Genomic DNA, 26,446 nt, shown 5'->3' with positions numbered 1-26,446 from the left:
TATTTCGTTATTAAGTAACGAAACAATATTTACTTTTTAGTATTGGTGCAATTTTTGTTTTTGTTCTGCAACCTGATTTGCTCTATAAACATTATTTAACACATTAATTAATGCTAATGCTGATGAATGAACAATGTCGGTAGCAAGCCCAACTCCATGGAATTTACGTCCTTTATATTCGGCAACGATATCGACTTGACCCAAGGCATTTTCACCCTGTCCTTTAGATGCTAATTGATATTTCACAATTGAAATAGGTTCGCCAGTAATACGATTTATCGCTTGATAAACAGCATCAACAGGGCCATTACCTGTTGCTGCATCTGAATATTTTTGATCGCCAATAATTAAACTAACTGAAGCGGTTGAAACGACAGTAGAGCCAGATTGTACATTAAAATAATCCAATACATAATGCTCTTCATCATCTTTAAGTTGATTAATAAAAATTAATGCTTCTAAATCATAATCAAAAACCTGGCCTTTTTTATCGGCAAGTTCTAAAAAGGCTTGGTAAACTTGATCTAAATTATAATCATTATCCTGATAACCTAATTCAGCTAAACGATGTTTTACTGCAGCTCGGCCTGAACGGGAAGTTAAATTTAATTGGATTTGATTTAAACCGATCGACTCAGGGGTCATGATTTCGTAAGTTTCGCGATTTTTTAACACGCCATCTTGATGGATGCCGGATGAGTGCGCAAAGGCATTACTACCAATAACCGCCTTGTTAGACGGTATCGGTGTATTGGTAATTTGGCTGACGATTTGACTGGTACGATAGATCTCTTGATGATTAATATTGGTGTGAACGTTTAAGATATTTTGGCGGACTTTAATCGCCATAATAACCTCTTCTAAAGCTGTATTACCAGCGCGCTCACCTAAACCATTCATCGCCCCTTCAATCTGCCTAGCACCTTCTTGAATCGCGCTAATCGAGTTAGCCACCGACATGCCCAAGTCATCATGACAATGAACAGAGATAATCGCTTTATCAATGTTCGGGACACGTTCAAATAAGGTATGAATAATGCCACCAAATTGATAAGGGACAGTATAACCGACAGTATCCGGTATATTGATCGTGGTTGCCCCTGCTTGAATTGCTGCTTCAACAATCCGACATAAGTTATCAATTGGGGTACGGCCTGCATCTTCACAAGAAAACTCCACATCATCTGTATAATTACGTGCACGTTTAACACAGTGCACAGCCTGTTCAACGACATCTTCAAATGTCATTTTTAATTTATCTTTAACATGTAGCGTTGATGTTGCCATAAAAGTATGAATACGAAATTGATCGGCTACTTTTAAAGCTTCGGCGGCAACATCAATGTCTTTATCAATACAACGAGACAATGCACAAACACGACTATTTTTAATGGTTTTAGCAATAGTTTGTACTGATTCAAAATCGCCTGGAGATGAGATAGGGAAACCAACTTCCATTACATCTACTTGCATTCTTTCTAATGCTAAAGCTATTTGAAGTTTTTCTTTAACACTTAAACTTGCTTGTAACGCTTGTTCACCATCACGTAATGTTGTGTCAAAAATAATAATTTGATCGCTCATTGTTATTTCCTTTATATTTTAGCGCTATTTCGGTATTTCAAGTTAAGAAAACAAAAAAACCCGCACTTTAGCGCGGGTTCTTGTTAATTTGTTGAGTTAATTATTAAATTACTTTTACTCCACACACAAGCTATCCGCGCACAATGATGCGAGGAGGAGGCTGAGTAGGAGGTTAGTAAATTTAATCATTAACTGCTCAATTATTATATTATGAATAAAATATTGACACTATTTCTATCAAAAAAAGGCTCTAATGTCAATAATAAAAATTGATTAAATCAAATAGTCATCTATAACTAATATAGTTATTTTGTTGAAAATAGTTCATTCAAACATTAATCAGAAACGCAAATTACTCTTAAACCTTCAATTTCTTGTGGAAGCTTTTTAATACTACCATCGTTGAAATCAATTGCGTAAAACTGGGTTCCTGTTGGGTATCGATTTACAGGGTCTTCATTGCAATTGTCATCATCATCCCATTCATTCCAACCGTTATAACTAATATTGCGTGATTTTATTTTAAATGATCGATTTTTTTTCATTAAATCATGATACTCATCTTGGTCGTTAACCTTTTTCCATGTCCAAAATACATTTGATATTTCATCGCCTTGAGCATTTTTATTAGGATAAACTTCATTAATTGTATTACCCCATTCAGCTAATAAAAAGTTAACTTCACGGATATAATGATTGTTATTATTTTGACCAAATTTGTAATTATCATAAAGAGCATTGGTCAAAATTTCTGGACCTCCAGGATACATAGCTGTTCCTTTACAAGAACAATATTGTTCTGCATATTTTTGTGCTTTGACGGTCTCATTAGAGATATAAAACCAATATTCTATTTCAAAAGAATAAATTACCCTATCACCTACTTTTAATGAAAATTCAGTGTAATTTGCCAAATCAGCATCATCTTCGCTAACTTCTTTCTCAAAATTTGGTCCACTAAATTCAACTCTAAGCTGATTATTTTTACCACTTAATTTTAATTCAACCGGGGAGTCTGATGGTTTTTTTATATAACTAATGTCCTGCCATTTTGCCCCTGATAATATGACATTAAAATATAATTTATCTGCTGCTGTGGTAGGAAACCTCTCCCAAGAATCAATAATCTCGGTAGCTTTAAACCCTTTATTTGGAATCCAAATTTGGGTATCGTCTTTTTCCCATGGATATTTATTAAAAAAATTATCATATTCTTGCTGTGTGTAAGCAAATGGGGGGGAACCTTTTTCTAATGAAGGTTGTAGCCAACAGACTTTAGGTAAACCAGAACCAGATGATCTAATATAGTAAGTTTTGCTGACGCTAGGATAGTTATTAATATTAGGTAATCCATAAATGGTTGAAAGTTCTGAATCAGTAGTCTCTAAAGTTAATGTATAATAGCCTACACAACTGTCTAATTGATCATTCAGTTTGATCTGATTATTTTTATTATCTTTAATTTCTAGTTTTAAAGTTCCAGTTGCTTTAAATCCATCATCACCATCATTATCTTCAAAATATTGTTTATCAGTTAAAATTGTTTCGAGCTCTACTTGTTCATTTTGATAACCTGAAATTAATGTGACAATTTTATCAAAAGTATCAATAGATTCAGGTAGATCAATTATTTCATCAGGAGAAGAGTTAAAATCAGAGTGATAATAGATTAAGTTTGGGTCTTCAACTGACGTTGGTTCACTACTGGATGGTGTTGTTTGAGAATGATCGCCATTTTTTTTAATAGCTATCCAGAGTAGATCAGAGATATCGGAAGGTGTTCTATCTTGATTTGCTGAAATATAGGGCGGTGTACCATTAATGGCTGAAGCGGTTACTTCAGTTAATGCCGAGACTGAAAAGCTATAAAATAGACTTAATATAACAACAAGAGTATATAATTTTACAGTTACAGTTTTAACCGTAAAAATAACGTATTTTCTATCCATGATGACGTCTTTAAATTAGCACATTTTCCATTGTGATGATTTAAATGAATATGCTTAATAACCATTTATTTTATAATAATATTAATTGCTATTTATGTAAATGATTTGGCTGTTCATTTGGTGTAATTTATTTTCTGCAAAAAGACTAAAAATAGTCTTTTTCTTTTAGCATTGATGAATTGTTTAAGTTGACAATATTTCTATATAATAATATTTAATTATAGTAACTAAGTTACTACTAATTAAATTTGATTGATGCTATATTCCTATAAGCATTTAAATCGTAATTTTGGCAAAGATATCTGATTAATCAAATTTAAAATTTCTATTAAGTATTATTTACTCACAATTAATAAGATGGGGTCAAAAGATGAACATTGTCGAAATTTCTCAAAAACGCTATACCACCAAACATTATGATAAAACTAAAAAAATTCCTAAAGAAAAAATAGAACAATTACTAACAGTTTTAAGAAACAGTCCGTCTTCAGTTAATTCACAACCTTGGCATTTTTATATTATTGATAATGATGCTGCTAAAGATAAAATTTTACCAGCCATAGCTGAATTTAATCAGCCACGCGTAACCGATTCATCTCATACTATTTTATTTTGTATTAAATCACCTTTAGAAGATGCGCATTTAGTTAATTTGCTTAACCAAGAGGAGAAAGATGGCAGATTACCATCATCCGAACTTAAACAAACTCAGGATGAGTCAAGACGTTTCTTTGTCACTAAAAACAGTAAGACAATTGAGTCCCAACAAAGTTGGGAAGGTAAACAAACTTATTTAGCATTAGGACAATTACTTTTTGCCGCTGCTGCTATTGGTGTTGATTCTACCGCTGTGGAAGGCTTTGATTGTGACAAAATGGATGAAATTTTAGAATTAAAACGGAAAGGCCTAAAAAGCCTAGTTATTGCAACATTAGGTTATCGTTCTGAAAATGATGGTAATGCCCATCGTCCAAAATCACGTTTACCAGAAGAACAAATCTTCACTTTTTTATAACAAAATGCCGCTATAGCTTATCCCACCAGATGAATAGTGGGATAAGTTTACGAGTGTTATTTTAAATAAAAATTATTATATTGCAGTAGTTTATCTTCAAGAACTTGTCGTTGTTGGGATGTAAAATCTTCATTATAAAATAGATAACCACTATTACAATTTATAATAAACAGATAACCTTTTTTTACCTTTCTTATTTTGTGTAATTGATCATACTTTATAACAGTAGTACTTAATTGGGTTTTAGCTGTCATTGTAAATCTATCTTCATAAAAAATGACCTTTGAACAAATAAAAATTTTATTACTTGTTTTACACCAATTTTCAGCTGAAAATTTTAAACCAGGTTTGATACTGAAGTAGATTGCAATTGAATATATAATTGTAATACAAACGAAAAATAATGCATGGCTAGAATCTTTTATTAAAAAATAGCACGGTAAAAACATTACAAGTATATAAATAGGAGTCATTATAGATTTTTTAAATAGTAAATAATAAAAACAATAATAGATTCTATTAATATCCATTTTATAGTTGTTTATCTCTGCTATTTGGTTTTCTAAATTTTTTCCTAAATAATCACATAAAAAATCATGAATAATTTCTAGTTCATCTGATTTGAAAGACTGTTGACTAACAAAATAAAAATCTTGATTATTGATAAAAAATAAATAGCCGTTTTCAGTTTTATTAATGCAATATAAATCTTGATAGTAGAAAGTGTTGATTTCATTTTTATCTTTATTAAAAATGACTAATTTTTCATTATTAAACGACATAGTAAAGTGTCGCATATTATCTGGTGTTGAATCATTCAATTTTTGCGCGAACTCATGATCTAATACGCCATATTTTGCATAATAAGCATCTAACCAATACTGGGTATTAACATAATATTCAATAACTACAGTTTGTTTTTCCATTTTATTCCTTATAAATTATTTAGTATGCTTATACAGATTATTCAGTAAACAATCATATATTAATTGAATATTGAATTATATATTAGTTGATAGTTCTTCCATATTTATAACATAATTCATAAATAACCCTAGACCAAGCTTTCAGAATCATTACAATATACGCCATCAATCACATAGCAATACTATTTGCTAGTTTTAATTAATTAAACGGATAATGATTTATGGCGCAATATGTCTATACCATGAACCGCGTGGGGAAGATTGTTCCCCCTAAACGCTATATTTTAAAAGATATCTCTTTAAGTTTTTTTCCGGGAGCTAAAATTGGTGTTCTCGGCTTAAATGGAGCAGGTAAGTCTACATTACTACGCATTATGGCTGGCGTAGATACCGAGATTGAAGGTGAAGCTCGTCCACAACCGGGTATTAAAATCGGCTATTTACCTCAAGAACCTAAACTTGATCCTAAACAGACTGTACGTGAAGCAATTGAACAGGCGGTTGGCGATGCTAAAAACGCATTGGCCCGCTTAGATGAAGTTTATGCCGCTTATGCCGATCCTGATGCCGATTTTGATAAATTAGCCAAAGAACAAGCCGAGCTTGAAGCAATAATTCAATCGCAAGATGCTCACAATCTTGATAACCAATTAGAGCGTGCAGCTGATGCCTTACGCCTACCAGATTGGGATGCTAAGATTGAGAACTTATCCGGTGGAGAACGACGTCGTGTTGCTATCTGCCAATTATTACTTGAAAAACCTGACATGTTATTAATTGATGAACCAACCAACCATTTAGATGCTGAATCGGTTGCTTGGTTAGAGCGCTTTTTACATGATTATGAAGGTACAGTGGTTGCTGTTACCCATGACCGTTATTTCTTAGATAATGTTGCTGGTTGGATTTTAGAGTTAGACCGTGGTGAAGGTATTCCATGGGAAGGTAACTACTCATCTTGGCTTGAACAGAAAGATCAGCGATTAGCTCAAGAAGCGGCAACCGAATCGGCGCGTCGTAAATCAATTGAAAAAGAATTAGAGTGGGTACGGCAAAATCCAAAAGGTCGTCAAGCAAAAAGCAAAGCACGGTTAGCGCGTTTTGAAGAATTAAATAGCAATGATTACCAAAAACGTAATGAAACCAACGAGCTCTTCATTCCACCTGGGCAACGTTTAGGTGATAAAGTTATTGAAGTGGCTAATTTAACCAAATCATATGGTGATCGCGTATTGATTGATAACCTCTCATTTAGCATTCCGAAAGGAGCCATAGTGGGTATTATTGGGCCTAATGGTGCCGGTAAATCGACGCTATTTAGAATGTTATCGGGTAAAGAGCAGCCAGATTCAGGTACTATTACCTTAGGTGACACAGTACAACTTGCCTCTGTTGATCAGTTCCGTGACAGCATGGATGATAAAAAAACCGTTTGGGATGAAATTTCTAATGGTCAAGATATTATGCGCATTGGTAATTTTGAGATCCCAAGTCGCGCCTATGTGGGACGCTTTAATTTCAAAGGCGTTGATCAGCAAAAACGTGTTGGTGAGCTGTCTGGTGGTGAACGCGGGCGTGTACATTTAGCTAAATTATTACAAGTTGGTGGTAATGTACTATTACTTGATGAACCGACTAATGATCTTGATGTTGAAACCTTGCGTGCACTGGAAAATGCCTTATTAGAGTTTCCGGGCTGTGCGTTAGTCATTTCGCATGACCGCTGGTTCTTAGATCGTATCGCCACTCATATTTTAGATTATCAAGACGAAGGGCATGTTGAGTTCTTTGAAGGTAACTTTACCGAATATGAAGAGTGGAAAAAACGCACTTTAGGGGCAGAAGCGCTTGAACCTAAACGTGCTAAATATAAACGAATTGCCAAATAGCTTTATCAGAAAATTCCGCCGATAATTATCGGCGGTTTTTTTATTACTAAATAAAAAAGAATTTACAGCAAGGATTTGGATGTCTTAACCAACTTAGCGAAAGTATCGGTTAATAATCGAGGAATGGCTGTAATACCACGCGCTTTTGCATCATCACAAACCGCAATTGCTAAATCTGGTTTGGAACTTTTGTGGATTGCTTTTTGAATAATTTTCGGTACCGACATATCAATATGGGCAACGGTATTATAAGCAGCTAACTTATATACGTGACTAAAACCATGTTTAAAAAGAAAATTTTCAATATCGCGGGCTGGCAATACGGTGATATAATCATTTAAATCTTCGCCGGGTGCACATTGTGATTGTACCGTCTCAGCATATTTTTTACCTGCCATATCACCATCAGTAATGACATACCAACGAATACCCATTCTATTCGCATAGTGAATTAATGGTTTTAAACCACACTGGGCAAATTCCAACAATTGGATTCCCTCTGAACTTAGATGATAGCCACTTTGTTCGGCAAGCTCTCTAAGTAGCCATACTTCAGTTTCACCTTCAACCAATAACCAACAACGGGCAAATAGCGCAGTAGGGCGACGATAAAGGACATGGAATAAAATGCGTCGACTATCGCCAACACTTAACCCATGAGGAGCAATATACTTACTGACAATTTGATCGGGTTGGCGGATCAATCGGTAAATACTCTCTAATGGAAACAGAGAAACTAAATCGCTTGAGTTAGAGGTAATAATTTTTTGGGTAGGTAAATTTTTTAACAATCGGAAGCCAACCGATAAAATAATTGGATGTAACTGGCTTTCAGGTTCTTCTAAAACTAAAATTGGCACTGAACTGTGAGAGAGAGGATTATCCCCTTTAGCATTAACAATCGAACCAAATATACCTAAAAGTGCGGTGCGAAGATAATCATTATCTAAATCATCTAATACATTATTGATTCGTTCGAGCGAATTCCAATCCTCGGTTTTTGGATTACTTTTTTGCGCTAATTTTTTATAGTTAGATCGTTGTTGAGAATCAACAAAATAGTATTCTAATAACGAACGAGCAGCTTGTAAGCCACGATTAAGCTCATCTTGACTTAATTGTGCCGAGTGTGCTTTTAATTGATCAGATAGTTGTTCAATAAAGTATTGTGATAAAGGTTCATTTGTGACAGGTAAATCCTTAGCATTAACTGAATTTTTAAGTGGCATGACTGGATTTAAGTTAATCAAAATAGCGATTAATAATTTTGGATTATCTAGATTTAACCTTTCACCATATTCATCCAACAAATTATGTTCAGTGATAATAGTATCACCATTTTTTTGGGCATTAATTTGGTAAGTAATTCGATATAAATTGTCTGCTGGTAAGCGATAACTAACGGCTGTCAGAGGCTGATAAGCTTGTTCAGTTAATTGAGTTGCATAAGATTCACAATAAACAACATTTATTGAAATGTGATTACCATCATCCTTATCATAATAGAAATCTGATTCGACAAATTGATAAAATTTATTATCTAGAGTTAGCAATTTTAATGCACTGATTAAACTCGATTTACCCCATTGGTTTTCACCAATCAGCACGCTAGATTTAGCATTAAGCTTTAACGAAAGTTGCTTAATCCCCCTAAACCCTTTGATATCAATTTGTTCAATAAACATGCCATTTCCTTATGATTAAAGATGATACTTTTCAGTTCTTTTAGCGATGCGCTCAGCTTTTCGCTTAGCACTAGCAATTAATTTATGTTCATCGCGCAAAATGGTTTTAATTGGTTTATTAAAATAGTTTCTTAAAAAACGCCAAATATCTCGTTGGTTAAGTCCAATATTGATTGATGAAAAGTAAAGTCCAATTAAATCTTTATCACGCCAACGGGTAGGAACTTTATCGCGAGTTTGAGCTCGATGAAGATCAATTACCGAGAGTTTTATTTGCTGATTATTTTCAAATAAAGGTAAATCCAATAAAAAATGACATAAATAACAATCACGATGATTTACGCCTGCTCCATGCATTTTTGCGGTCATATTTGCTAAATAAATAGTTAATGATCGTTTTAAATGGTAGCTAGGTGGGTTAGTTAGCCATGGTTTAGTAAAATCTTCTAAACTAATAGTTGGATTAAGGTCTTTGGTAATAATAAATGAATGTCGAGTAAGTGGATTTAATCCTTTACGTCCAAAAGCTCGCCCATCCATGGTATTGACACCAGCTTGCTCTAAACGATGAATCGCATCCCACTCTTGTTTTGCATCTAAAACCGGTAAACGTAGCGAAATCAGATTTTTTACAATTTCTTTAACCGTTGTGCCACGATGAATTTTAATAAAATAGGATTGGCCATCTAATTGAAAATTCAAAGTCTTTCGTTGTTTAACAGCACGGTAAACTTTACCGGAAATTAATTCAACTTCGGTAAAGGGATCTTTACCTTGCCATAATTGTTGAAAGGGTGATTTAAGTTTAATTTCATTCATAATGACATCCTAAAATAATGTCTGCTGCTCGTTGGGCTAAATGATATAAATCTTCACTATTACCATAAGCAATAGCATTATTATGCCAAGTAATCCATTGTGTTTTATCACTAATTGCTTGTTCTAATGCTTGATCTAAAATGTTTTGCTTATAAGGTTCTGATAATACAATACCGGCATTAGCTTGGCTAATGTGATAAGCATATCCGGAAATACCTGATACGATCACTGGCACACCTGCAGCTAACGCTTCAATCAAAACCATACCGGCCGCTTCTTGCCTTGCAGGATGTAGTAATAAATCAGCTGAAAATAAGAAATCAGGGATGTCATTGCGACCAGAGAAGAATCTCACCTGTTTAGCAATAGCTAATTCATCGGCTAACTTTTGATATGCCTCTGATTTATCTTGCCCAACCACCAAATAAGTAACTTTTTGTTTTAGTTCATCAGGTAAGGTTGCGATCGCTCTCAAAGAGCGATCAACGCCTTTACGTTTAAAATCGGAGCCAATTTGCACAATCACAAAATCATCTTGGCCAATTTGATTAGATTGTCGAAATTGTTGACGTTTTTGAGGTGAATCAACGCTATATTTTCGATCTAACGCAATGCCGGGCGGTAATAAAAAGAATCGTTCATCTTGAGTATGATAATGATTTTTAAAATCTTGAATTTGTTGCTTTGTTAACACCATGATTTTGGTGGACGAACTAGGAGCAAATACCGCTTGTTCAAATGCTAAATAATGTTTACAACGTTTCGACAGTTTATAAAAAAAGCCTTTATGGGCGGCTTTTTCAGCAAAACATGTATCGCCAGCAAAATAGACATCCAAGCCCGGCATTTTGTTAAAGCCTACCACACAATCTACAGGATTGCTTTGTAAGTGAGCCTTTACCCAATGATAATAAGCTTGATTACGGCTATGGTTAGATAATCCTTTTTTAGGAACGATTATGATATCAAAATTAGCTGGTTTATCGCCTTGCCAATCCAATACATAAACACGGATTTGATGTCCTCGAGCTTGGCAAGCAGTAGCAATTTGCAAAAAATCGCGTTGCAAACCACCAAAAGGGAAAAATTTATAAATACAAAAAGCTAGTTGCATGCAGATTATCTCAAATAATAAAACATCATTATATACTTGTTGTTAACAAAGGTACAAAAATACCCAGATGTTAATAATTATTTCAAACATATTGCTATGTAGCAATATACAATAAACCTATTGTTTTAACAGTAACGAAACGGAAAATTCTAGATTAAATAGCCTATTATTCCTAATACATAGCTATATTTTAATTTATTAAAACGTGTTCAGATGAATTTATAAGTTCAATATCTAACGAGTAAATATGTTGGCTAAAAAATTTGAGGAAAGGGGTTTTTGAAGTGGAAATTTATATAATTTAGTTAACAAATGTAATTGTTATCGCAATTATAAGGACTAAAAATAGGCGTTCCTCAAAATTTTTGTCATGTTGATGGTATTTTATTGTTTGAAAGAGTAAGTATCACCAATAGCACTACCTTGAGCACCAAATTGGCGTAAATTATGATCAACTGCATTCATTGATTGCCAATGGTTTTCACACCAATCCGGTGCCAGTAAGGTTGGTTTTCTGGCATTGGCTGAAATCCTATGGTATAAAATATTGGCTGGTGTTTGTCGAATAATATCACCGGCAATATCGACATAATCTTCAAGAGATAACACATTGATCCGCCCAGCTCGCCATGCTTTGGCCATAATACTGCCTTCAACAATATGTAACGGATGAATTTTTAAACCATCAACGCCACTGTCTAATACTTTGTTTAAAGTGATGAGATTGTCGGTTTTATTTTCTTTGGGTAAGCCAATAATAAGGTGAGTACACACTTTTATGCCTAATTGTCGCGCTTTTTGTACTGTTTGATGATAATCATCAAACGTGTGCCCTCGATTAATATGGTGTAATGTTTTGTCGTGAGCGGTTTGTAAACCGAGTTCTAACCAAACTTCGTAACCTTGATTTTGATAATCAGCAAGCAAATCTAATGCTTCTTGGGGTACACAATCTGGACGTGTACCAACACAAAGACCAACAATGTCGGCACTATTAAGCGCTTCTTGATACATATTTTTAAGAATTTCGACTTCAGCATAGGTACTGGTATAGGCCTGAAAATAAGCAAGATAACGTTTAGATTTTTTCATTTGCTTGGCTTGCGATAGCAACTGATCTGATATTGATTTAATCTGAATTGATTCATCAATGATTGACGCTACATTGCAAAAGGTACAACCACCCTGACCAATGGTACCATCACGATTGGGACAGCTAAAACCACCATGTAAAGTGAGCTTATAGATTTTTTCGCCATAGCGACGTTGCAAATCGGAACCAAATGTATTAACCACTAAATGAAGTTGCATGCGATACCAAATAAAATTTTTGCTTATTCTACCAATATATTTCAGATACTCAATTGCAATTAAGCTAGCGATTATGATTTATAAAATTATTATTCTAACTATATAAATATTATTTATAACTTCAAAAAAAGATTGAAATTAAAGGTCGATTAAGTAAGGATAATAGCTCATGATGTTTTTTTGTGCTAATTAAATACTGAAGTCGTTACGTTGATGTAATTGCTTACAAGGAGCCAATATGTTTAGTAAACAAATGACTATTGCTGAATATGATCAAGAATTGTGGAATGCCATTAAAGGTGAAGAACAACGCCAAGAAGATCATTTAGAACTTATTGCATCGGAAAACTATACCAGTCCTAGAGTGATGCAAGCACAAGGCACTCAACTAACCAATAAATATGCTGAAGGCTATCCTGGTAGGCGCTACTATGGCGGTTGTGAATATGTTGATATTGTTGAGCAATTAGCGATTGAACGTGCTAAACAGTTATTTGCTGCAGATTATGCCAATGTGCAACCACACTCAGGCTCACAAGCCAATTTTGCAGTCTATATGGCATTGCTAAAACCAGGCGATACTGTGCTAGGCATGAATTTGTCTCAAGGTGGCCATTTAACTCATGGTTCACCAGTTAGCTTTTCTGGTAAGCTCTACAATGTGGTTGCTTATGGTGTTGACGAAACTGGACATATTGATTATGACCAATTAGCCCAGATAGCCTTAGATTCAAAACCAAAAATGATTATAGGTGGTTTTTCTGCTTATTCTGGCGTAGTTGATTGGCAACGGATGCGCGAAATAGCTGATAGTGTTGGCGCTTTCTTATTTGTTGATATGGCTCATGTGGCTGGTTTAGTGGCAGCCGGTGTTTATCCAAACCCAGTACCATTTGCTCATGTCGTGACAACAACAACGCATAAAACCCTTGGTGGGCCACGTGGTGGTCTTATTTTGGCCAAAGGTGGCAGTGAAGATCTTTATAAAAAATTAAATTCTGCAGTCTTTCCTGGGGCGCAAGGTGGTCCGTTAATGCATGTCATTGCTGCCAAAGCCGTTGCCTTAAAAGAGGCGATGGAGCCTGCTTATAAAGAGTACCAAAAACAAGTTGTTAAAAATGCTCAAGCGATGGTTGATGTGATCATCAAACGTGGCTACAAAGTCGTGTCAGGCGAAACTCAAAATCATCTATTCCTAATTGATTTGGTTGATAAAAAGATAACAGGTAAAGAGGCGGATGCAGCTTTAGGTAGTGCGAATATCACCGTCAATAAAAATAGCGTACCAAACGATCCTCAAAGCCCATTTGTGACATCAGGAGTGCGAATTGGTACCCCAGCTGTGACTCGTCGAGGTTTTAAAGAAGAAGAGTCTCGCGAATTAGCTAACTGGATTTGTGATGTGTTAGATAACATTGATGATGAACAAGCTATTCAAGCGGTTAAACAAAAAGTATTGGCAATTTGCCGACGATTACCCGTTTATCAACATTAATAAGAAAATTTCGCCGACGTAATGTCGGCGAAAAATATTATAGCCTATTAGTTTTTCTGTTCGTTTTGAGTTTGGTTTTGGGTTAACTGTTGTTGCTGCTGTTTAAAATAATTGGCAATATCATTTTTAAACCAAAAAGCCGTACCGACGATTACGACACCTAGTAAAATTGCTGACCAGAATAGTATTCGGGCTTTTTTATTGCGTTTTTTTAAAGGGTCAGTTAAATTACGTCTTGCATTGGCAGGTAATTCGGCTTTACTGGTAAGCAGACCACCAAGCAGTAAATTGATTTTAACTTGTCCATTTATCGCCCAACCAGAAGCTTCAAGTAATGGCCCAAGTGTTCTCCTGCGTAATTTTAACCAAGCCAATATTACTGATGGTCCAGATATAATCAAGAACAAACCTAAAATTACTAATGGGAATTGCCACCATGTAAGCGAGAAGATAGCTTGAAAAATAGTCGCTAAAGCGGTACCAATGGCGCCAATAGCTAAACCAATAGCTGCAAAGATACCAACACTTTTACCAATATCAAATTTGCTTTCAGGATTTTGTACCGCTTGTGTACTGGTTTTCTCAAGGTTAGCATCTTTATTGCTGGCCCATTTATTTATTTGTTCAGTAATTAAACGGCCAATACGTTGATAAGGTGCCCAAATAGCTTGTTGGATACTAATTGGTTTAGTAATCATCTTAACCACATTTGCATCCCAATCATTACCTTCATTATCAATAAAGACGCCATTGCGGCCTTCGATTAATAAATCACCTTGTCCAGCGGTAATTGCTGCAGCAATTGTCTGTTTTTGACCGTGTCTTGTGCATTCACAATAAAGTAAACAAAGTTCAGAGTAATTGGCCATGGTTGAATGTTTGGCGATATTATCAACGGCAACGCAAAGCGTAGCACAGCGACCATCAATATAAAGCTTACCTAATTGAAAAGCCGCATAATGGTCAAGTGAGAAGAACTCAGCAAACGAAGCAAAGTTAATTAATAAACGATAAAGATGTTTTTGAAATAAGACTAGTTTTTCTAATACAAAAACATCTGAGGCTGAAATAGGTGTTTGGTTATCCTGTTCGACCATTTTTTCAAATTCGTTTAGTAAATTATCATCAACTAAATTAGCAATTTGATTGCCAGTCAGATCCTCAATGCTTGCGGTTGGTTTAGTTGTTACACTTAATTGTTGCATCTCAGGTTTAGAACTGATTAGTGTCGTGTAAGCATTAAGTCCCGTTTGAATATCTTGCCACTCTTGTGACGTTAATTGGTTAGGATCGGCTAAGTGTGAAGCGACTAAGTCTCTAAATCGAATGATTTTAGTTTTCCACAGTGGATTAAGGCCATTAACCAGATCTAATGAATTATTGCTATCAATTCTAGATAGAGGTAGCTCAGATAAAGCTTCATCAGATAGTAATCCATTTTGGGTTGGGACAATATATTTCTCGTCAACATTTAACGCCGTTTGTGCCTGAGGTGCGTATTGTGCTAATTCAACCCGCAGAAAGTAGTCATCAATTTTTGGCTTTAATTCTTGAACCAATTTCCATATTTCTGAGCGGTTTTCGCCAAAAGGTGTTTCGGTATTACTGATATCAGTTTGCCATTTTTGCCAACTTTTTAGGTTTTTCACAAAAGTTTGCGCAATCTCTAAATTAATTCCATCCTGACCACTCATATCTTTTTCGGCACCAGTTGTTTTTATTGCTGCCTGAATAAAATTTTGCATTTCTGGTGATAATTCGGCTGAAGGTGGAAAAATTAAATCGCCATTGTAGAGTTTGCTGGCATTAATTTTAAGTGATTGCTGGACATCATCTTGCGTTAAATGATCGGCTTGGCTTTTATTTAAATTCGCCAAAATACTATGTGCAGTGACTAATAATTTTTTACCTTGTTCTGTTGAATCATCGATTTGCGATAGTGGCAATGTTTCTGAGGATTGTACTATATTATCGAAAGAGACGATTTTATCTTTTGCCCAACTAATTGCATCTAAAATATCGGGTATACGAATGCGGCCATCGTTATCAGAATCTAACAATTGTAATGTTCTTTGATCAAAATCTAAACCGGTTGTCGGGCAACTAAGTGCAACCCATAATTTAGGATCTAAATTGGCTAAGTTGATAATGTCATCGGCATTTTTTAATACGACTTGATCTAATCCACCAACACGTTGAAATGTCCAAGTATGACTCATAATCACCTCCATACCGAAATATTATTAATATATTCAATTATTAATAAGTATAACAGTATTCATTTTTTTAGAAGAGAATTGGAATGCTCACGTTTTAAGAGCCGTTAATTGTATCTTTGATAATTGATTTTGGTTGCCAAGCGCAACTTTATGATAGAATACCGCCTTATTATTTAATATCCAAATAAAAACCACAAATATGTCATTAATTAATCTTACCAATGCCTATTTATCATTTAGTGATGCGCCACTTCTTGATCATATTGATATGTCGATAGAAACTAACGAGCGAGTCTGTCTTGTTGGTCGTAACGGCGCCGGTAAATCAACTCTGCTAAAAGTGCTGAATAAAGAAATACCACTTGATGAAGGACAAATTGTTTATGAAAACAACGTTATTGTCTCTCGATTGCAGCAAGATCCACCTCGCGATATTCAAGGTAATGTTTTTGATTTTGTTGCGGAAGGTTTAAAAGAACAAGCGCAATTATTAAAAGATTATTATGCATTGTCACATCTGGTTGAAGCGGATCCCAGTGAAAGTAATTTATCGAAATTAGCTAAAATGCAAGAACAGCTTGATCACCAAAATGGTTGGCAATTGGATAATCGGATTCGTAATGTTATTTCTTCACTGTCATTAGATGGCGATGCATTATTGTCTTCGTTATCGGGTGGTTGGTTGCGTAAAGCGGCGTTAGCCAAGGCACTCGTTTGCCAACCATCAGTACTATTATTGGATGAACCTACTAACCATTTAGATATCGATACCATAAAATGGTTGGAAGAGTTTTTAAAAAGCTTTAATGGCAGTATTGTTTTTATATCGCATGACCGATCTTTTATACGCCAAATGGCGACGCGGATTATTGATTTAGATCGCGGTAAGGTTGCTTCTTGGGGCGGTGATTATGACAGTTATTTGCTAGGTAAAGAAGAAGCGCTGCGTGTTGAAGAGTTACAAAATGCCGAATTTGATAAAAAGTTAGCACAAGAAGAAGTCTGGATCCGTCAAGGTATTAAAGCTCGTCGAACACGTAACGAGGGGCGAGTGAGAGCATTAAAAGCGATGCGGCAAGAATATTCACAGCGTCGTCAAGTTATGGGCAATGCAAAAATGCAGATCGAAGAAGCACTGCGTTCAGGTAAAATTGTCTTTGAGCTAGATAATGTCAGTTATCAAATCGATGATAAAGTGTTGGTTAAGGACTTCACGGTACAAGTGTTACGTGGTGATAAAATTGCTCTAATTGGCCCCAATGGTATTGGAAAAACCACATTATTAAAACTGATGCTAGGTAGTTTAGCACCGACTTCCGGCAGTGTTCATTGTGGAACTAAACTTGAAGTGGCTTATTTTGATCAGTATCGATTAGAGCTTGATCCTGAAAAAACCGTTATGGATAACCTGGCAGAAGGTAAGCAAGAGGTGATGGTAAATGGTCGCTCAAGACATGTGCTTGGCTATTTACAAGATTTCCTATTTCCACCAAAACGAGCTCGAACACCGGTTAGAGCACTCTCGGGTGGCGAGCGAAATCGCTTATTATTGGCAAAACTCTTTTTAAAACCAAGTAATTTATTGGTGCTTGATGAACCAACTAATGACCTTGATATTGAAACGTTGGAACTATTAGAAGAACTTGTTAACGATTATCAAGGAACGGTTTTATTAGTTAGCCATGATCGGCAATTTGTCGATAACGTGGTTACTCAGTGTTGGTTTTTTGAAGAACAAGGCCGAATTGGTATTTATGCTGGTGGTTATACTGATGCTTTACAGCAACAACAGCAGGCTAAACCAGTGAGTGCTCAAGTCACCAGTAGTAAGAGCAATGAATCAGCTAAAAGTGACAGCAACAAAACCAATAGCTCAGACCTAACGCCAGAGCAAGCGACTAAAAAGAAGGTTAAATTAAGCTATAACGAACAACGAGAACTCGCCCAGTTACCTAATAAAATCGAGGAATTAGAAACAGCTATTGCGGATCTTCAAGCACAAATTGGCCATAGTGACTTTTTCAATCAACCTCATGAAGTCACCAGCCAAATACTGCAATCTTTAGCCGATAAAGAAGCTGAGCTTGAAGTAGTCTTTGATCGTTGGGAACAGTTAGAAGCATTAACTCAATAAGCGCTCAATGTGAGCGCTTATGCATGACTACCAAGTTTTTTTGGATAAAAAGTAAAAGAGTATTAGCGCTATAATCACAAAAATAGCGCCAACAAAGCCAATATAATGGGTGGATAAGTAAACTAGCACTTGGCTACCGACAAAGGCGCCACCACCGATACCGATATTATAAATACCCGAATAAACCGAGGTCGCAATATCAGCTGCATCAGGTGCAGCATCAATAACTTTACTCTGCATCACCATACCAATAATGGTAATCGCAAGCCCCCAAACCATACCTTGTAGTATTGCGGTTATGAGACTAAAAGAACAAACATAAAGCGATAATAAACAGATAATTAATAATATCACCGGCATAACTAAAATGGCGGTTGGATGTGGTTCGGCATATTTGGCAAAAATTAAACTACCAATCATGCCTGAAAAACCGACAGCTAATAATAAGCTCACGACAATTTGTTCACTAAAGCCACCAACATTAAGCATAAATGGCGTTATATAAGTATAAGCGGTAAAATGGCCGGTAATAATAATAGCAGTTAACAAATAAATATTTAGTAATACAGGTCGTTTAAGTACTTTAGGAATGGCTTTTAGTGAAATTGTGTTCATACTAGGCACAGCTGGTAATAAACAAAGTAATGAAGCCATTACACAAAATGCGATAAACCCGATACATAAAAATGTGACTCGCCAGCCAACCAATTGGCCGATCATTGTTCCAATAGGAATCCCTAATACTGTTGCCATTGAGGTGCCAACCACAATAAAGCCCATCGCTTTAGCTTTTTTACCATTGGGTGCTAATCGAACCGCTAAAGGCGTGGTAATGGCCCAAAATACCGCATGGGCGCAAGCAATGCCGATTCTAGCAACCATTAAACTATAAAAACTCCAAGCAAAGCCAGCCAAGATGTGACTAGCAATAAATAAACAAAATAGAAATATAAGTAGTTTACGGCGTTCCATTTTTGCGGTTAATACCGTTAAAGGTAAAGATAATAACGATACCGCCCAAGCATAAATAGTTAATAATAGCCCGGCATGCGCAACATCCATCGAAAAACTTTCAGCAATATTCGGCAGTAATCCAACTGGTACAAACTCTGTGGTATTGAATATAAACGCAGCAAGGGCAAGGCAGAGAATCGACGACCAGATTCGAGACCGTTTATTAGCATTATTCATGATTAATGTGATAGAAGGGATTGAGATTCAATGAGCTGATTATAGCTGAATATTATTGACTATTAAACAACGATGGCAAATAAATCATCAGATTAAATTAGTTATTTTTTGTTTAATCAGTGAGCTATTTTGCGACATTAAAACATATAAAAGTATTAAAAGAATCATTTAAAACCGATTATATTTGGGCTGGTTTATGTCTGCTCGGAGCAGTGTTTTTTATGTTCAAGGATAAAATTATCTCTTAATAGCAATATTCATAGTCAAAATATTATACAACTTGTTTATTCATCGCCATAAATTATGCGGTTATCAAAAATGTTAAGCAATCAATAGTAATGTGCTGTTCTTCATAAAAAAATTTTGCTAACTAGTGTTTACTGTTTTATTATCAAACTGTACTGTATTTATAATAATTATTGCTAATCCCATTATATAAAACTTGCCGTTTCTTTATTGGTTCTATTAAGTTGCGTTGTTATCATTAATTAAAATAGTACTTAGGAGATATTTATGCGTAAAAAGTTTTTATATTCATTAGTAGTATCTATTTTATTTTGTTTTAACGTCCATGCCATTGAGGTTAAAGATGTAACCACAAATCCGAATGATTTTTATCTTACCCAAGAACAAGCACCAGATAGTTTACATTTATTACCGCCACCACCAGCATTTAATAGCGTTGATTTTTTAAGAGATAAAGCCATGTATGATTGGGGAAAATCCATGCGAAATACTGAGCGAGGTAAACAAGCTTATCTTGATGCTGATTCGAGTAAAGATAATATTACTAAACAGTTTTCAGCCGCTTTTGGATATGATATTTCAATTGATAGCTCGCCTGAAATTTATAAACTTATTACCACAATGAAAGAAGATGCTGGCGATCTAGCAACTCGATCTGCAAAGCAGCATTATAATCGAATCAGACCGTTTTCATTTTTTAATGAACCGACATGTCGCCCTGAAGACGAAAAAACGTTATCGACCAATGGTTCATATCCCTCTGGTCATACCACAATGGGATTTGCTATAGCCTTAGTTTTAGCTGAAATACATCCAGAACGGCAAAATGAAATTTTAAAACGAGGTTATGAAGTTGGTGAAAGCCGAGTTATTTGTGGTTATCATTGGCAAAGTGACATTGATGCGGCAAGAGTCATGGCGGCGGCAGTAGTTGCACAGTTACATACTAATTCTGCATTTATTGAACAATTAGCTAAAGCAAAAGCTGAACTGAATCAATTTCAATAGCTATAGGGTGTTTGTAGGTAACTAAATCATTTTCTTATATTGGTTGTTATCCTTTAACAACCAATATTAATTTCCGTTATAGCGCCTTAAATGATATATCCGGCAAAATTGTTTCTCCTTGCCAATACAGTTGACTAGCAATTTGTGCGGCAATATTACAATATAATTGCGTAAATTCACTATCAGGATGACTGACTACCGTTGGTTGTCCAGAATCAAGATCTTGGCGTAATAAACGGTGCAGCGGCATTTGACCAAGTAATTTTGTTTGGTATTTTTCAGCTAGACGCTTAGCACCATCCTCACCAAAAATTGCTTCATGGTGACCACAATTTTCACAGATGTGATAACTCATATTTTCAATAATACCAAGAGTTGGAATATTCACTTTATTAAACATCGTGATGCCTTTTTGCGCATCAATTAATGCAATATCTTGTGGTGTGGTAACAATAACCGCTGCTGTAACAGGAATGTTTTGCGCCAATGTTAATTGGATATCACCAGTGCCTGGTGGCATATCAATAACCAAATAATCAAGTTCAGGCCAGAGTGTATCTTGTAAAATCTGTAAAAGCGCTTTACTTGCCATTGGTCCGCGCCAAACCATCGCACCATCGGCAGCAACTAAATAGCCAATTGAATTACTAGCAAGGCCATAAGCCATAATCGCTGACATATGTTTATTGTCAGGCGTTAATGGTTGTTCTTTTTCAGTGCCAAGCATGGTTGGGATTGACGGGCCATAAATATCAGCATCTAAAATACCCACTTTAGCCCCTTGTTTTTGTAACGCTAAAGCTAAATTAACTGCAGTTGAGGATTTACCAACTCCCCCTTTACCGGAACTTATCGCAATAATATTTTTGATATTCTTAATAGCATGGTGACTATTGGCTCGCTTTAATGTGGCAATATTATAGTTAATATTCCAATTCACATTTTCAACACCATCTAATTCAAGTAATAATGGCGTAACTGTTGTTTTCAGATCTTCAAAACCAGTTTGCCAAGCAAAAGGCATGGTCAAGCTAATCATTAGTTCTTGATTAACCCGTTCACATTGGGAAATAGCCCCAAGTTCAATCAGATTTTTCTGTAGAGTAGGGTGACGAAAATTCTCAAGAATTTTTTTTGCTTCCATGTTAATAAACCTTGTATCTAGCTCGTTGGTATATATTCAGTTATTTTACTTCAATTTGTTATCGATATTATCAATAACTTTAATGGACAATAAATTACAAAATTATCTTTTTTACATTCCAATAAAAATACAACCAGTTCAAAATTGATTGGTTTTATAAAGAAATTTAGGCAAATTATGGCATAAATCTAGCGATAATCACACGATTGTTGTACTATTTCTGCCATTATGAAATTAAAGGTAATAATTTAACATGACAACTCAACGCAAAATATTGGTGACTTGTGCGCTTCCATACGCAAACGGTTCAATTCACTTAGGCCATATGCTCGAACATATTCAAGCTGATGTATGGGTTCGCTACCAGCGCATGCGTGGCAATGAAATCTATTTTATTTGTGCCGATGATGCGCATGGAACGCCGATTATGTTGAAAGCTCAGCAATTAGGCATCACTCCTGAGCAGATGATCGCGGAAGTAAAAGTCGAACACCAACGTGATTTTGCCGGATTTAACATTAGTTTTGATAACTATCATTCAACCCATAGCCCTGAAAATCGTGAAATATCAGAACAAATATATAAACGTTTAAAAGCGAATGGTTATATTAAAACGAAGGTTATTTCACAACTGTTTGACCCTGAAAAACAGATGTTTTTACCTGATCGTTTTGTAAAAGGTACTTGCCCTCGTTGTAAAGCACCAGATCAATATGGCGACAATTGTGAGGTATGTAGTGCGACTTATAATCCTACTGACCTTATTGATCCTAAATCAGTCGTTTCAGGCGCAACCCCGATTTTAAAACAATCTGAGCATTTCTTCTTTGATTTACCTGAGTTTGCCACAATGTTACAAACTTGGATACGTTCAGGTACATTACAAGAACAAGTTGCTAATAAAATGCAAGAATGGTTTGAAGCTGGTTTACAACCTTGGGATATCAGTCGTGATGCCCCATATTTTGGTTTTGAAATTCCTGATGCACCGGGTAAATATTTTTATGTTTGGTTAGATGCGCCAATTGGCTATATGGGCTCTTTCCTTAACTATTGTAATAAAAATAATAAAGCGATTTTTGATGAATTCTGGAATAAAGATTCAACCACCGAGCTTTATCATTTTATTGGTAAAGATATTGTTTATTTCCATAGTTTGTTTTGGCCAGCAATGCTAGATGGTAGTCAACATCGCAAACCATCAAATATTTTTGTACACGGTTATGTAACCGTTGATGGCGCTAAAATGTCAAAATCACGTGGTACTTTTATTCAAGCAAGTACCTATCTAAAACATCTGGATCCAGATTGTTTACGTTACTATTATGCCGCTAAATTGTCGCCACATATTGATGATATTGATCTTAATCTTGAAGATTTTGTTCAACGAGTTAATAGCGATTTGGTAAATAAAGTGGTTAACATCGCATCACGTTCGGCTGGATTTATTAGTAAAAGATTCGACGGCAAATTATCTGATAATATTGCTGCACCAGAACTTTACGCCTTATTTGTCGAAAAATCGCAAGTTATTGCTGATGCTTTTGAAAAACGAGAATCAGGTAAAGCGGTACGTGAAATTATGGCTTTAGCTGACGAAGCTAACCGCTACATTGATGAAAAAGCACCATGGGTGGTTGCTAAACAAGAAGGGCAAGATCAGCAATTACAAGATATTTGTTCAATGGGGATCCATTTATTCCGTATTTTAATGACCTATTTAAAACCTATCGTACCTTCATTAGCTGAACGTAGTGAAGCATTTTTAAATAGTCAATTACAATGGCATACAATTGATAAAGCCTTAACCGGTCATAAAATTAACAGTTTTAAAGCGTTATTCAACCGAATTGATATGGATAAAATCACAGCCATGATTGAAGAAACTAAACAGCAAGCGGCAGCAACCACACCAGCAAAAGAAAAGGTAGCCGAACCAATTGCGGAAACTATAAATTTTGACGATTTTGCTAAAGTTGATATGCGCGTTGCCTTAATCAAAAACGCCAGTTTTGTGGAAGGTTCAGATAAATTATTGCAATTAACGCTAGATATTGGCGATGAAACCCGAAACGTCTTTTCCGGTATCAAACAATACTACCCAGATCCGCAAGTATTAATCGGGCGTTTAACCATTATGATTGCCAACTTGGCACCTCGTAAAATGCGTTTTGGTATTTCAGAGGGTATGGTGCTTTGTGCTAGTGGTAAAGATGATAATGAAGGTGTTTATCTATTATCACCAGATAGTGGTGCTAAACCGGGGATGCGAATCTCGTAAAGATCTCTAAACAATTCTTTAATCTGCATCTTAACAAGCTATTAGGCTTGTTAAGATACTTAAGTAAAATAATATTACAAATATAAGTTAGTTCTGTTGCTCAATTGATCGTTTGCTAAACCCAATAATAAACGTTTATTTTGGCAAATAAGTTTGGCGTATTTAATTTAGCGACATTCGTAACGTGCTGACAACTGAGTGAGGTTAGCATGACAAACAGGGATGTTTGGCAAGGTTCGTTAAAAGCGAACGAAGGCGGAAGGCAGTCATATCGTGACCAGTTACGTGGTCGCCGCGGGAGATTGTAAAGAGGGTTGGCGCCAACCCTCTTAACTCGGACGTAACCGCCGTATAGAAACAACCACAAAACAACAAAACGTCCGAAACTCAAACAACCAAAAAATTTGAGGAACGGGGTTTTTAAAGCCCAAAAATCCCCCTAAAGTTTCTCTGAAATAGGTTTTAAGGGCGTAATTAAAACATAATATTACGTTAAACTTTACAAAAATTAACAATTTAACAGCCTAAATAAGTTGCATGGTTTTTTCCAATCACTATACTTTTATAGCATATTTATATGAATGGATAAATTTTATGCCGGTAGGTATAAAATTGTAAATAAATCATTAATTTAATTGACAGGAATGTCGGATATGGGTTATAATTTAAAACACCAAACACCAAACACCAAACCTGCCCAACCTATAATTTAACGTTAGCAAAGTTAAGCACGTACGGCCTATTATCTCACTACAATTTATTTTTCCAGCAAATTCGGCAAAATTTTTTAAAATTTTTTCGTTTAGCCTTTTTATCTCGGCAGATTGTTTTCGCGTTAACTTTAGTTGTTTTACTTTCTATTTCTTTTGCTAATTATGCATTAACCGCTCAAACGACTAATGTTATTCAAGGTTCAGCACCTTATTTTACCTTTGATGGCGGTCGTACCCGGGTCACAAATTCGGAGGGTCTGCTTTGGATATCCCTTTCTGATGGTAGAAGATTTACTCCCACAACCAATAGTTCAGTAAGACATCCTATCGAGTTACCTGTTGTTGGTCAGAGTTTTAATGATATTGATATGTTAGTACCAACGAATACTCATTCTATTGTATTAAGTTCACTTATTGGCACACCGTATAATTATTGGGGTGATGATGATGGCGATGGTCAAGGAGTTAATGGTATCACCGCTACCGGTAGTTTAAATTTATCTATTGTTGATAGATGGGATCGACCTGTTGCCCGTAATGAAGTGCTGACTATTTGTAACGATAAGGCACCTTATAAATTAACCTTATCTAATATTGAAGGTACATTAAAAACACGTTATGGGGTACCTAATGAAAGTCGTTTTGCAGGTAATGTCACTTATTATATTAACCCTAAGGCAGCGCCAGAGATTTGTTATGCAAGACCTAACTTATCTTTAACCCACGCAGGTCCTGTTGACATATGGAACAGTTATAAGGGTTTTCTAACACAGTCAGCTACGCCATCGTCTTATGGTTTAAACTTCCCGACTACTGGTGCTAATGGTCTGTATTTTGATTTAGATATTGGTGGTGGTAGTCAAGCCTTATCTTGGGCGCCGGTTTCTCATGGTGGTATTACTGCGACGATGACCGGTTCAACAAGAGGCGAGGTTCGAGTCACCCTAACGGGTCCTGTTACTACACCATCGCAATGGGAATCAGAAAATCCAGGTAGAATCGATAGCCTATCTTTACCGCAGACATTTGAGTTAGTGGGTCGTGATAGTAGTGGTAATGCGGTGGTCAAATATGGATTTGTGTTAAAGCAGTGGTTTGTTAATCGTGGAGATAGGAACCAATATACCTATTCTAGTACGGAATCTTGGTGTAATAAGATTGGAGGATACCGTGTTCCAAAGGTCAAGGATTTAACTAATGCGTTTTGTTCAAGTAGGAATGTGAGTCAAGGCATATGTCCAGATGCAGTAGGTGCAACGCCTTCGTCATCTAATTATTGGTACATGCGCTACATTGGTGCAGGATTTTCCTCGGAATGGGGGCGGATGTCCGATTACACTGCCGCCAACTTCGGCAGAGCCAATGGTGATCCAGCCTATTTGACGAGTGATCTGTCGAGGGATCGGAACAAAAGATTGGCCGTTTTCACGGACTATGGTCGAGTTAATGACTACGGCCACGGCTACGGACTCTGTGTATATCCTTAGCTATTATTTCTTAGTTCTTAGATATTGAAGCAGAGGATAAGAAAAATAATGTTAGGGCAATAAAAAAGCGATTTTGTGGTGCGACATCCGCAATGTGCTGACAACTGAGAGAGCTTAGCATGGCAAACAGGGATGTTTGGCAAGGCTGTGTTTTGTCAGGAACAAATCACAGCCGGTGCGTTAAGAGCGAACGAAGGCGGAAGGCAGTCACGCAGTGACCACTTGCGTGGTCGCCG

The 26,446-nt window shown here is 35.9% G+C and carries 17 protein-coding genes; 7 read left to right on the top strand and 10 right to left on the bottom strand.

Going from position 1 to position 26,446, the window contains the following annotated elements; translation table 11 throughout:
* Window positions 1-36: 36 nt before the first annotated feature.
* Window positions 37-1,584 carry a 2-isopropylmalate synthase gene (gene leuA / locus H3U97_RS04735; RefSeq protein WP_065651571.1) on the bottom strand — a complete coding sequence of 516 codons (1,548 nt, stop codon included), beginning with the start codon at window positions 1,582-1,584 and terminating at the stop codon, window positions 37-39.
* Between the two features lie 335 nt (window positions 1,585-1,919).
* Window positions 1,920-3,533, bottom strand: coding sequence for a hypothetical protein (locus tag H3U97_RS04730; RefSeq protein WP_198198401.1), 1,614 nt, complete (start codon window positions 3,531-3,533; stop codon window positions 1,920-1,922).
* Between the two features lie 370 nt (window positions 3,534-3,903).
* On the opposite strand from H3U97_RS04730, the gene nfsB reads away from it, so the two are divergent.
* Window positions 3,904-4,548, top strand: coding sequence for an oxygen-insensitive NAD(P)H nitroreductase (nfsB, locus tag H3U97_RS04725; protein ID WP_034902671.1), 645 nt, complete (start codon window positions 3,904-3,906; stop codon window positions 4,546-4,548).
* A gap of 56 nt (window positions 4,549-4,604) precedes the next feature.
* Here nfsB and H3U97_RS04720 read toward each other — a convergent pair whose 3' ends face one another.
* Window positions 4,605-5,474 (bottom strand): YcxB family protein, encoded by an 870-nt coding sequence (locus H3U97_RS04720; protein WP_198198400.1) that lies wholly within the window; start codon window positions 5,472-5,474, stop codon window positions 4,605-4,607.
* Between the two features lie 221 nt (window positions 5,475-5,695).
* Between H3U97_RS04720 and ettA the strand changes: the two genes are divergently transcribed.
* Window positions 5,696-7,363: an energy-dependent translational throttle protein EttA gene (gene ettA / locus H3U97_RS04715; RefSeq protein ID WP_034902677.1), complete on the top strand. Its 1,668-nt coding sequence runs from the start codon at window positions 5,696-5,698 to the stop codon at window positions 7,361-7,363.
* Between the two features lie 62 nt (window positions 7,364-7,425).
* Here ettA and H3U97_RS04710 read toward each other — a convergent pair whose 3' ends face one another.
* From H3U97_RS04710 to H3U97_RS04695, 4 genes are all read right to left on the bottom strand, one after another.
* Window positions 7,426-9,048: a DUF2813 domain-containing protein gene (locus tag H3U97_RS04710; protein ID WP_198198399.1), complete on the bottom strand. Its 1,623-nt coding sequence runs from the start codon at window positions 9,046-9,048 to the stop codon at window positions 7,426-7,428.
* A gap of 15 nt (window positions 9,049-9,063) precedes the next feature.
* Window positions 9,064-9,867 (bottom strand): lipopolysaccharide core heptose(I) kinase RfaP, encoded by an 804-nt coding sequence (gene rfaP / locus H3U97_RS04705; protein ID WP_198191862.1) that lies wholly within the window; start codon window positions 9,865-9,867, stop codon window positions 9,064-9,066.
* A complete protein-coding gene (locus H3U97_RS04700) occupies window positions 9,860-10,981 on the bottom strand; it encodes a glycosyltransferase family 4 protein (protein WP_198198398.1) in 1,122 nt (373 codons plus the stop codon). Before H3U97_RS04700 ends, rfaP begins: the two co-directional genes overlap by 8 nt.
* 384 nt (window positions 10,982-11,365) lie before the next feature.
* Window positions 11,366-12,292 (bottom strand): TIGR01212 family radical SAM protein, encoded by a 927-nt coding sequence (locus tag H3U97_RS04695; RefSeq protein WP_034902690.1) that lies wholly within the window; start codon window positions 12,290-12,292, stop codon window positions 11,366-11,368.
* 238 nt (window positions 12,293-12,530) lie between these two features.
* On the opposite strand from H3U97_RS04695, the gene glyA reads away from it, so the two are divergent.
* Window positions 12,531-13,787 (top strand): serine hydroxymethyltransferase, encoded by a 1,257-nt coding sequence (glyA, locus tag H3U97_RS04690; protein ID WP_198198397.1) that lies wholly within the window; start codon window positions 12,531-12,533, stop codon window positions 13,785-13,787.
* Window positions 13,788-13,834: 47 nt separating this feature from the next.
* Here glyA and H3U97_RS04685 read toward each other — a convergent pair whose 3' ends face one another.
* Window positions 13,835-16,006 (bottom strand): MerC domain-containing protein, encoded by a 2,172-nt coding sequence (locus H3U97_RS04685; protein ID WP_198198396.1) that lies wholly within the window; start codon window positions 16,004-16,006, stop codon window positions 13,835-13,837.
* 199 nt (window positions 16,007-16,205) lie between these two features.
* Here H3U97_RS04685 and H3U97_RS04680 point away from each other — a divergent pair, with 199 nt between their 5' ends.
* A complete protein-coding gene (locus H3U97_RS04680) occupies window positions 16,206-18,140 on the top strand; it encodes an ABC transporter ATP-binding protein (RefSeq protein ID WP_198198395.1) in 1,935 nt (644 codons plus the stop codon).
* Between the two features lie 27 nt (window positions 18,141-18,167).
* Here H3U97_RS04680 and H3U97_RS04675 read toward each other — a convergent pair whose 3' ends face one another.
* The gene (locus H3U97_RS04675) at window positions 18,168-19,331 is read right to left on the bottom strand and encodes a sugar transporter (protein ID WP_198198394.1); all 1,164 of its coding nucleotides are present in this window, start codon (window positions 19,329-19,331) and stop codon (window positions 18,168-18,170) included.
* Window positions 19,332-19,844: 513 nt separating this feature from the next.
* Here H3U97_RS04675 and H3U97_RS04670 point away from each other — a divergent pair.
* Entirely contained in the window at window positions 19,845-20,585 is a 741-nt protein-coding gene (locus H3U97_RS04670) for a phosphatase PAP2 family protein (protein ID WP_198198393.1), read from the top strand.
* 76 nt (window positions 20,586-20,661) lie between these two features.
* On the opposite strand, the gene apbC is transcribed toward H3U97_RS04670, so the two are convergent.
* Window positions 20,662-21,729 carry an iron-sulfur cluster carrier protein ApbC gene (gene apbC, locus H3U97_RS04665; RefSeq protein WP_198198392.1) on the bottom strand — a complete coding sequence of 356 codons (1,068 nt, stop codon included), beginning with the start codon at window positions 21,727-21,729 and terminating at the stop codon, window positions 20,662-20,664.
* Between the two features lie 253 nt (window positions 21,730-21,982).
* On the opposite strand from apbC, the gene metG reads away from it, so the two are divergent.
* Entirely contained in the window at window positions 21,983-24,010 is a 2,028-nt protein-coding gene (gene metG / locus H3U97_RS04660) for a methionine--tRNA ligase (RefSeq protein WP_198198391.1), read from the top strand.
* Window positions 24,011-25,091: 1,081 nt separating this feature from the next.
* A complete protein-coding gene (locus H3U97_RS04655) occupies window positions 25,092-26,210 on the top strand; it encodes a hypothetical protein (RefSeq protein ID WP_198198390.1) in 1,119 nt (372 codons plus the stop codon).
* The last annotated feature ends 236 nt before the right edge of the window (window positions 26,211-26,446 follow it).

It is taken from the genome of Gilliamella sp. W8128 (genome assembly GCF_016100545.1).
In the GTDB taxonomy this organism is placed as follows: domain Bacteria; phylum Pseudomonadota; class Gammaproteobacteria; order Enterobacterales; family Orbaceae; genus Gilliamella; species Gilliamella apis.
This window is presented reverse-complemented; position numbering and strand designations above follow the sequence as displayed.